Below are 9,836 nucleotides of genomic sequence, written 5' to 3'. Positions count from 1 at the left end.
GCACTACCCTGTGCTGCACCGACCAACGGTCGGTGCCTGCCGGCGGGGTGGCGTACCGGGCGGTGTGGCTTACCCGGCGTGCTGCATGATGCTTTCGGCAAGCACTGCCACCTGGCGCAGCACGTCGTTGCGGCCGGCATCGTCCACCGTCGCGCCCTGCAGGTAGCTGGTCAGCACCCACGGTGCACCGCCGGCGAGCGGCCACAGAATGGCGATGTCATTGGTGGTGTCCTCGCCATTGCTGCCGGTCTTGTCACCCACCCGCCACGCCTTGGACAATCCGGCGCGCAGCCGTGTATCGCCGGTTTCGTTGTCGATCAGCCAGTCGGCCAGCTGCTGTTTCGAGGCGGGCTTGAGGACGTCACCGAGCACGAAGCGCTGCAGGCTGGCGGCCATCGCGGCCGGGCTGGTGGTATCGCGCGGGTCGCCCGGGGCGAAGCGGTTCATCTCCGGCTCGAGCCGATCATTACGGGTCACGGCATCGCCATTGGCACGCAGGAAGGCGGTCACGCCGGCCGGCCCACCCACCATGCCCAGCAGCAGGTTCGCGGCGGGGTTGTCGCTGGTGATCATGGTCGCCCGGCACAGGTCGCGCACGGTGACGTCCTTGCCGATGTGCCGCGTGGTCACCGGCGCATGCGAGAGCATGTCCTGCTGGCGCACGGCCACGCGCCGGTCCAGCGAGAGCCTGCCCTGGTCGGCCAGGTGCAGCACTGCGGCGGACAATACGAACTTGAACGTGCTGCACATCGGGAAGCGTTCGTCCTGCCGGTTGCCGGTGCGCCAGCCGGTGCCGGTGTTGAGCAGGGTCACGCCGAGGCGCCCGCCGCTTGCTACTTCCAACGCGGCGAAGTCTTTCGCCGCGACGGCAGGTTTCGGCGCGGGCAGCGGCGTCTTGGCGAAGGCGGTGGTGGCCATTGCAGACGCGGCGGCCGCGCCGGTCCATTGCAGGAACTGTCGTCGAGCGATCATGGGGTTCTCCTTGGCGAAGGCCTGAGTATTGGCAGGTTGCCGCGCCTCCACCAGCGAGGATTTTCAGCGGAAGTCATTACTTGACCTCATACCTCTTGGCATTCCCCCCGGGAATGAACGCGGAAAATGGCGTCATCTGCGGAAGTCGCTCGCCGCAGCTGCCCCTCGGTGCGAAGATGCATCACTCCTGCTCACGGCTCGCCCCATGCTCCGCCCCCAGCTGCCGCTCAACGCCCTGCGCGCCTTCGAGGCTGCCGCCCGGCACCAGAATTTCACCCGTGCCGCCTTGGAACTGTGCGTCAGCCAGGCCGCGCTGAGCCATCAGATCCGGGCGCTGGAGGACCGGCTGGGCGTGTCGCTCTTCACCCGGTTGCCGCGCGGGGTCGCCCTGACCGATGAAGGCGCCCGCCTGTATCCGGTGCTCAACGAGGCCTTCGACCGCATCGCGGTGAGCCTGGACCGGTTCGTCGGCGGGCATTTCCGGGAGGTGTTGAGCGTGGGCGTGGTCGGCACCTTCGCCACCGGTTGGCTGCTGCCGCGCCTGGGGGATTTCAACGCGCGCCATCCGGATATCGAACTGCGCCTGCAGACCCACAACAACCGCATCGATCTGGCCGGTGAAGGGCTGGACCTGGCGATCCGGTTCGGTGATGGCGATTGGCAGGGGCAGGTCAGCGATGCCGTACTGGATGCCCCGTTTGCGCCGCTGTGTGCACCTGCGTTGGCACGTACGCTGCGGCAGCCGCGCGACCTGGCCAACGTGGCGTTGTTGCGCTCCTACCGCAGCGATGAGTGGCCACGCTGGCTGCAGGCCGCTGGCGCGCCGGAACTGGACGCGCGTGGGCCCGTGTTTGATTCGTCCCTGACGCTGGCCAGTGCCGCCGCCGCAGGTGCGGGCGTGGCGCTGTTGCCGTTGAAGATGTTCGAGCAGGATCTTGCCCAAGGGCGCTTGATCCAACCCTTCGCGCAGACCCTGGACCTGGGCAGGTATTGGCTGACGCGGCTGCGCTCGCGCAGCGAGAGCGATGCGGCGCGGCGGTTCCGGGAATGGCTGGAAACCCGGTAGATCCACGCCATGCGTGGATAACGCAATGCCGGAACGGAGCGCATCCAGGCACGGCGTGGATCTACACGGGATGCGGCACGTACCAGCGTGCCGCATCACTCGCCGCGATCAGGCGTCCAGCAATTCCATCCACGTCTGCTCGGCCTTGCTGAGCAGGGTGGCGGTCGCTTCGCGGTCACGGCCAAGCACGGCCATGCGGGTCGCATCGGCGTAGTTGGAAGGATCGGCCAGCTGGCGGTCCAGATCGGCCAGCAGCGCTTCCAGCTCGCCCACCTTGGCTTCGGCAGCGGCCAGCTTGTGCGGGTTGGCCGGCTTGCGCGCGGGCAGCGGCGGAGTCGGCGGCGCCGGCTCCGGGGCGGCCGCGGCCATCTTCTGCTTGGTGCCCTGCGCGGCCGGACGCGAACGCAGCCACGCCGCGTAGGCATCCAGATCGCCGTCGAACGGTTCGACCACGCCATCGGCCACACGCCAGAACGTGTCGCAGACCAGACCGATCAGATGGCGGTCATGCGAGACCATCACGATCGCGCCTTCGAAGTCGGCCAACGCTTCGGCCAGCGCTTCGCGCATTTCCAGATCCAAGTGGTTGGTCGGTTCGTCGAGCAGCAGCACGTTCGGCTGCTGGTAGGCGATCAGTGCCAGGGCCAGACGCGCACGTTCGCCGCCGGAGAAGCCGTCCACCGGTTCAAACGCGCGGTCGCCGGCGAAGTTCCACTTGCCGAGGAAATCGCGGAAGGACTGGTTCGGTGCATCCGGGGCCAAATCGCGGAAGTGCTCCATCGGCGACTGCCCTTCGTGCAGCGACTCCACCGTGTGCTGGGCGAAGTACCCGATGCGCAGGTCCGGATGCGCGGCACGCTCGCCGCTGATCGGGTCCAGTTCGCCCACCAGGGTCTTCACCAGGGTGGTCTTACCGGCACCGTTCGGGCCGAGCAGACCGATGCGCTGGCCGGCTTCCAGGCCGAAGCCCACGTTGTGCAGGATCACCGAATCGGCGCCGTAACCGGCCTCGACATGGTTCAGGCGGATCAGCGAGAACGGCAGTTTGGCCGGCGGCGCGAACTCGATGCGGAACTCGCGCTCGGCACGCACCGCTTCGGTGCCGGCCAGCTTGGCCAGGCGCTTCATGCGGCTCTGCGCCTGCGCGGCCTTGCTGGCCTGCGCCTTGAAGCGATCGATGAAGCTCTGCAGATGCGCGCGCTCGGCCTGTTCCTTGTCGTGGGCGAGCTGCTGCTGGCGCAGCTGTTCGGCGCGCTGGCGCTCGAAATCGGTATAGCCGCCGACGTACAGCTTGGCACCGCCACCGTGCAGGTGGAGGGTGTGGGTGGCCACGTTGTCCAGGAACTCGCGGTCATGCGAGATCAGCAGCAGGGTGCCCGGGTACTTGAGCAGCCACTGTTCCAGCCAGAACACGGCGTCCAGATCCAGATGGTTGGTCGGTTCGTCGAGCAGCAGCAGGTCGCTGGGCATCATCAGCGCGCGCGCCAGGTTCAGGCGCACGCGCCAGCCGCCAGAGAACGAGGAGACCGCGCGCGAGTGGGTCTCGGCCGGGAAGCCCAGGCCGTGCAGCAGCTTGCCGGCGCGCGCTTCGGCGTCATACGCGCCGATCTCGGCCATACGCTGGTGGGCGGTGGCCACCGCTTCCCAGTCTTCACGCGCTGCGGCCTCCGCCTCTTCACGCATGACGGCGGCCACCTCGGTGTCGCCCTCCAGCACGAACTGCAGCGCCGGATCGGGCAGCGACGGGGTTTCCTGGGCCACGCTGGCGATGCGGATCTTGCCGGGCAGATCCACGTCGCCCTTGTCCGCCTCCAGCTCGCCCTTCACGGCGGCGAACAGGCTGGACTTGCCGGCGCCATTGCGGCCGACCACGCCGACGCGGTACCCCGCATGCAGGGTCAGGTCGACGTTGGACAACAGCAGCCGCTCGCCACGGCGCAAGGCGAAGTTACGAAGGGAAATCATCTTGGGGGTCCATATAACGGAATGGAATGTGCTCGTGAGCACCTTTCCTGCGACGTAATTCTAGCGTTAACGAATACTTGACGCGCCCCGGGATGCGCGGCAGGCCTCGTTTCTCTCTCCCACGACCCTGCCTGCGCTTCCCCGGGACCCTCCTGTCGAATCGAACGCCTCACGTAAATGGTTGCTTCTGCAACGTTTTTTACGAAATTGGCGAAAATTTGACAAGCGATGAATATCCCGTTAATCCGTCTATTGCGCACCGCAACAACCGCCTTCGCTGACCCGATCCTCGAGGTCGTGATGTCGCTTTGGTGCAGCACCGCCACTACCGGAGCCACATCCTGATGAACCGCAAGACCAGTACGCTCGCCGCCGCCGTAGCTGTCGCGCTCGGTATGTCCAGCTTCGCCGCCACCGCCCAGGACGCCCCTGCCCGCACGGCGGCCAACACCCTGGACACCATCATCGTCACCGGCACCCGCGTGGCCGACCGCACCGTGGCCGAGTCCCAGTCGCCGATCGACATCATCACCCCCGAGGCGCTGCAGTCCACCGGCACCACCGAGCTGGCCACCGCGCTGGCCCGCGCCCTGCCCTCGCTGAACTTCCCGCGCCCGGCGCTGACCGATGGCACCAGCGGCATCCGCCCGGCGCAGCTGCGCGGCCTCTCCCCGGACCAGGTGCTGGTGCTGGTCAACGGCAAGCGCCGCCACACCTCCGCGCAGATCAACGTCAACGGCAGCATCGGCCGTGGCTCGTCGGCCGTGGACATCAACGCGATTCCGATCGCCTCGATCGAGCGCGTGGAAGTGCTGCGCGACGGCGCCTCGGCGCAGTACGGCTCGGACGCCATCGCCGGTGTAATCAACATCGTGCTCAAGGGGTCCTCCTCCGGCGGCAGCCTGGCGCTGGATGCCGGCCAGTACTCGGCCGGTGACGGCAACAAGTACCAGCTCTCCGGCGACACCGGTATCGGCTTCGCCGACGGCCGCGGCAGCGTGCATGTGGCCGGCCAGATCGTCCAGCAGGACGAGAGCAACCGCGCCGGCCCCTACCAGGGCACCGCGCCCAACACGGGCAACTTCCCGAACATCGGCCAGACCACCTTCGTGGTCGGTGACCCGCAGGTGGATGCGACCGCGGCCTCGGCCAATGCCAGCTTCCAGTTCAGCGACCACGTCTCGGCCTACGCCACCGCGATGGCCAGCAACCGCGACATCACCTCGTTCGCGTTCTACCGCTCGCGCAACAACAGCAACCAGGGCCCGCTGCTGGCGCAGACCTACCCGGACGGCTTCGTGCCGGAGATCAATCAGTACTCCAAGGACCGCTCGCTGGTCGCCGGGGTCAAGGGCGATACGGACAGCGGCTGGAACTGGGACGTCAGCTACAACTACGGCGCCAACAAGATCGATTTCCACACCCGCAACAGCATCAACTACGCGCTCGGCGTGAACAGCCCGCGCTCGTTCTACGATGGCGCGCTGGAGTACACCCAGAACATCGTCAATGCCGATGTGACCAAGACCCTGGACTGGGGCCTGGCCTACCCGGTCACGCTGTCCTTCGGCGGTGAATACCGCAAGGAAAAGTGGGAGCAGTCCGCCGGTGAACTGAACTCCTATACCGGCAGCGGTGCGCAGGGCTTCGGTGGCTTCACCCCACTCAACGCGGTGGATGCCGACCGCGACAACTACGCCGTCTATGCCGGCCTGGAAGCCGACCTCACCGACAAGTTCTCCGCCGGTGTGACCGGCCGCTATGAGGATTACTCGGACTTCGGCGACAAGTTCTCCGGCAAGCTCTCCGCACGCTACGCCTTCACCGACAAGGTCGCCCTGCGCGCCACGGCGTCGAGCGGCTTCCGCGCGCCGTCGCTGGCCCAGCAGAGCTACCAGGCGGTGACCAGCACGATCATCAACGGCGTGTTCGTCGAACGCGGCACCTTCCCGACCACCAGCCCTGCCGCGCAGGCCCTGGGCGCCAGCCCGCTGAAGGCCGAAAGCTCGACCTCCTACAGCCTGGGTCTGGTACTGCAGCCGGTGGATCGCCTGTACCTGACCGTGGATGCGTACCAGATCGACATCGACGACCGCATCGTCTTGTCGACCAACATCACCACCAATGACGCCGCCAATGCGCTGCTGGCCAACCTGGGTCTGCCGGGCGTCACCGCGTTCTCCTACTTCACCAACGGCGTGGACACCCGCACCCGCGGTGTGGATGCGGTCTCCAGTTACACGATTCCCTTCGCCGCCAGCTCGCTGGAGCTGACCGCCGCCTACAGCTACAACGAGACCGAGGTGAAGAAGTTCATCGCCTCGCCGGCGGTGTTCGGCGCGCTGGGCATCACCCAGTCGCTGATCGGCCGCGACGAGATCGGCCGCATCGAGGACAGCTACCCGCGCGACAAGACCATCCTCAGCGGCACCTGGCGTTCGGACCGCTGGGACCTGAACCTGGCCGCCACCCGCTACGGCTCGTTCACGGTGCGCAACTCGGCTACCGCCCTGCGCGACCAGACCTACGACGCCTCGTGGGTGCTCGATGCCTCGGCCAGCTACAAGCCGAGCGAGAACTGGACCCTTACCCTGGGCGCGGACAACATCCTGGACGAGTACCCGGACCGCACCGTGGACCTGCAGAACTCCACCTGGGGCATGCTGCCGTACAGCAACTACTCGCCGTATGGGTTCAACGGCGCCTATGTGTACGGTCGCGTGACGTACAAGTGGTAACCCAAGGTAGTGCCGGCCGCTGGCCGGCAACCTCCTGATAAACCCCATGCCCCGGTTCGCCGGGGCATGTGCGTTCTGGCCGCAGGAAACCGGGATTCCGCGCATTCACCGTTCAACCCACGGGCTGTCCTGGACAGCACATGACCTGACCACGGGGACATAGCAGCATTGCGGCCATCGATGTTTGCCCGGACCGGCCGCATCGGTGAAAATCGGGGTACCCCCCCTCTTTGCGAGCCCCGATGCACCATGACACCGACCTGATCAACATCGTTGCCGTTGGCCTTGGGCTCGCCTTCATTTTCGGCGCGCTGGCCAACAAGCTGCGTTTGTCTCCCCTGGTCGGTTATCTGAATTGCAGGCATCTGCGTAGGTCCGTTCACCCCCGGCTTCGTCGCCGACCAGGCACTGGCCAACCAGCTGGCCGAGATCGGCGTGATGCTGCTGATGTTCGGGGTCGGCCTGCATTTCTCGCTCAAAGACCTGATGGAGGTCAAAGCGATCGCCATCCCGGGTGCGATCGGCCAGATCCTGGTCGCTACCCTGCTCGGTTGGGGCCTGGCGGCGTTGATGGGCTGGCCGGTGATCTATGGCGTGGTATTCGGTTTCTCGCTGGCCACCGCCAGTACCGTGGTGCTGCTGCGCGCGATGGAAGAACGGCGCCTGCTGGAAACCACGCGCGGCAAGATCGCCATCGGCTGGCTGATCGTGGAAGACCTGGCCTGCGTCTTGGCGCTGGTGATGATGCCGGTCCTGGCCGGCGTGTTCGGGCCCGATGCGGCCAATGAAACCCATACCGTCGGCAGCGTGCTGGCCAGCATCGGCTGGACCTTCGTGCAGCTGGGCCTGTTCGTGGCGGTGATGCTGGTGGTCGGGCGCCGGGTGATTCCGTGGATCCTGGAGCGCATCGCCGGCACCGGTTCGCGCGAGCTGTTCACCCTGGCCGTGCTGGCCATCGCACTGGGCGTGGCGTTCGGCTCGGCGATGCTGTTCGGCGTGTCGTTCGCACTCGGCGCGTTCTTCGCCGGCATGCTGCTCAACGAATCCGAACTGAGCCACAAAGCCGCCAATGATTCACTGCCGCTGCGCGATGCGTTCGCGGTGCTGTTCTTCGTCTCGGTCGGCATGCTGTTCAACCCGGCCATCCTGATCGAACACCCGTGGCAGGTCCTGGCCACCGCGGCGATCATCATGTTCGGCAAATCCGCCGCTGCGTTCGTGATCGTGCGCGCGTTCGGCCATCCGACCGGTACCGCACTGACGATTTCCGCCAGCCTGGCGCAGATCGGCGAATTCGCCTTCATCATTGCCGGCCTCGGCGTGACGCTGGGGATCCTGCCGCCGACCGGTCAGGCGCTGGTGCTGGCCGGTGCGCTGATCTCGATCATGCTCAACCCGCTGGTGTTCGGCCTGCTCGACCGCTGGCTGCTGAAGCATCAGGAAACCGCCCCCACCACGGTGGAGACGGAATTGCCGCCGGGCCCGTCGCTGGACCTGCACGACCATGCCATCGTGATCGGCTACGGCCGCGTCGGCAGCGCGCTGGCGCAGGTACTGCGCGACCGGGGCGTGCCGGTGATGATCATCGACGACAACAAGGAACACGTCGCCGAAGCGCACGCGGCCGGCCTGCCCGGTATCCGCGGCAGTGCCGCCTCCGACCGCGTGCTGGCCGAAGCGCATCCCGAGCGCGCCAAGATCGCCGTGCTGGCGATCCCGCAGCCGCTGGAAGCCGGTGAAACGTTGGCCAAGCTGCGCGCGCTCAACCCCGGCCTGACCCTGCTGGCAAGGGCGCATAGCGATGCCGAGGTGAAGCACCTGCTCGCCCACGGTGCCGATGGCACGGTGATGGCCGAGCGCGAACTGGCCTACTCGCTGGCGGAGATGGTGATGTCCACCCCGCCGTACCGCACGATGGGGCAGCAGCACAGCATTCCAGTGGTGTGAGGGGCGCTACGCGACCGGCACGCAGATATCCGCACGCAGGATCGCCTCAGGGACCTCTTCCGGATCGTCGAGGTAGTGGTAATACAGCTCGACGTCGCGCAGCGTGTGGCCGCTCTCGGGCAGCCAGTCGCGCAGCAGCGCATCGGTGGCGGCCTCCAGCCCTGCGTAACTGCCCACATGGCGCAGCACGGCATACGTGCCACCGCCCAGCGTCAGCGCACGCAGCGGGGCTGGTAGCGCCTGCGGCGTGCGCCCGAACCCCATTGCACAATCGAACACGCATTCCTGCGCCGGCGCGTCGCGGTGGTCCGTCCGTGCGATGCCGACCAGCTGCTGCAACTGTTCGGCCCATCCCTGCTCCGCCGCCCAGGTGAAGATCTCGCCGAAGGCCTGATCCAGATCATCGAAGGCCCCTTGCGTGCGCAGCGCCACCACATCGAAAGGCTCCAGCGTGGTCACCGTAACTTGCAACGGCACCGTCCCGTCCGCGTGATCGCCCGCCGGCAGCGACAGGCGCTGCTGCCAGTGGCTGCGCAGCCAGGCATCCTCACGCAACGTGCTCGGCGTGGCATCCAGCGTTTGGCGACAGGCACGGGCCAGCGCCTGCGGGCTTTCATAGCCGACGTTCAAGGCGACCTCGGTGACCCGGCTCTCGGCCTGGCCGAGCAGCGTCAGCGCCTGCAGCAGACGCAGGCGCGCCACGGTGCGCCCGGGCGTTTCGCCGGTCAGCGCGCGGTACAGGCGATGGAAGTGGAACGGCGACTGGTGCGCGATCGCGGCCAGTGCCTCCAGATCGGGCAAGGGATCGCCAGCGCGCAGGCACGCCTGCAGATGGGCGATGACACGATCGATACCGTGGCGCTGGCGTACCTGGGCAATGCGGCGCATGGCGGGCTCCCTCTCTAGGTGATGCTCAGCCTGCGCCGTGCCCCGCGCCTGCGCGTGGCCGATCTTGCGCAGTTGGGGGATCGTCAGCCGATCCTAACCCCGCGCGTAGAGCCACGCCATGCGCGGCCCTACCCCCATGGCAGAGAATCCATGGCGCCATGGCAAAACCCCCACGGCGGCCGGCCCGCACCGGCCGCCGTGGGTCCCACCTCTACGCCTTGGCCAACGCCTGCTCCAGGTCCGCCAGCGGGTCGTCGATG

At 67.1% G+C, this 9,836-nt stretch carries 5 protein-coding genes and 1 pseudogene; 3 read left to right on the top strand and 3 right to left on the bottom strand.

All coding sequences use genetic code 11. The annotated features are described in order from the left end of the window. Positions 1-69 precede the first annotated feature (69 nt). Positions 70-972 (bottom strand): L2 family extended-spectrum class A beta-lactamase, encoded by a 903-nt coding sequence (blaL2, locus tag QMX81_RS19400; protein ID WP_282263922.1) that lies wholly within the window; start codon positions 970-972, stop codon positions 70-72. 205 nt (positions 973-1,177) lie between these two features. Between blaL2 and QMX81_RS19395 the strand changes: the two genes are divergently transcribed. Then, complete coding sequence (locus QMX81_RS19395) at positions 1,178-2,038, top strand: LysR family transcriptional regulator (RefSeq protein WP_121039184.1); 861 nt, start codon at positions 1,178-1,180, stop codon at positions 2,036-2,038. 108 nt (positions 2,039-2,146) lie between these two features. On the opposite strand, the gene QMX81_RS19390 is transcribed toward QMX81_RS19395, so the two are convergent. Then, a complete protein-coding gene (locus tag QMX81_RS19390; RefSeq protein WP_121039187.1) occupies positions 2,147-4,003 on the bottom strand; it encodes an ABC-F family ATP-binding cassette domain-containing protein in 1,857 nt (618 codons plus the stop codon). Positions 4,004-4,347: 344 nt separating this feature from the next. Between QMX81_RS19390 and QMX81_RS19385 the strand changes: the two genes are divergently transcribed. Both QMX81_RS19385 and ybaL read left to right on the top strand, forming a co-directional pair. Further along, a complete protein-coding gene (locus tag QMX81_RS19385; RefSeq protein ID WP_282263916.1) occupies positions 4,348-6,741 on the top strand; it encodes a TonB-dependent receptor in 2,394 nt (797 codons plus the stop codon). 242 nt (positions 6,742-6,983) lie between these two features. Next, positions 6,984-8,688 (top strand): annotated as a pseudogene (gene ybaL, locus QMX81_RS19380) (YbaL family putative K(+) efflux transporter). Positions 8,689-8,694: 6 nt separating this feature from the next. Here ybaL and QMX81_RS19375 read toward each other — a convergent pair. Beyond that, positions 8,695-9,576: an AraC family transcriptional regulator gene (locus QMX81_RS19375; RefSeq protein ID WP_282263913.1), complete on the bottom strand. Its 882-nt coding sequence runs from the start codon at positions 9,574-9,576 to the stop codon at positions 8,695-8,697. Between the last annotated feature and the right edge of the window lie 260 nt (positions 9,577-9,836).

Origin of the sequence: Stenotrophomonas sp. PS02301, assembly GCF_029959485.1 — a bacterium.
GTDB lineage: Bacteria > Pseudomonadota > Gammaproteobacteria > Xanthomonadales > Xanthomonadaceae > Stenotrophomonas > Stenotrophomonas maltophilia_Z.
The sequence above is the reverse complement of the archived record's forward strand: the minus strand, read 5'-3'. Positions and strand labels throughout refer to the sequence as shown.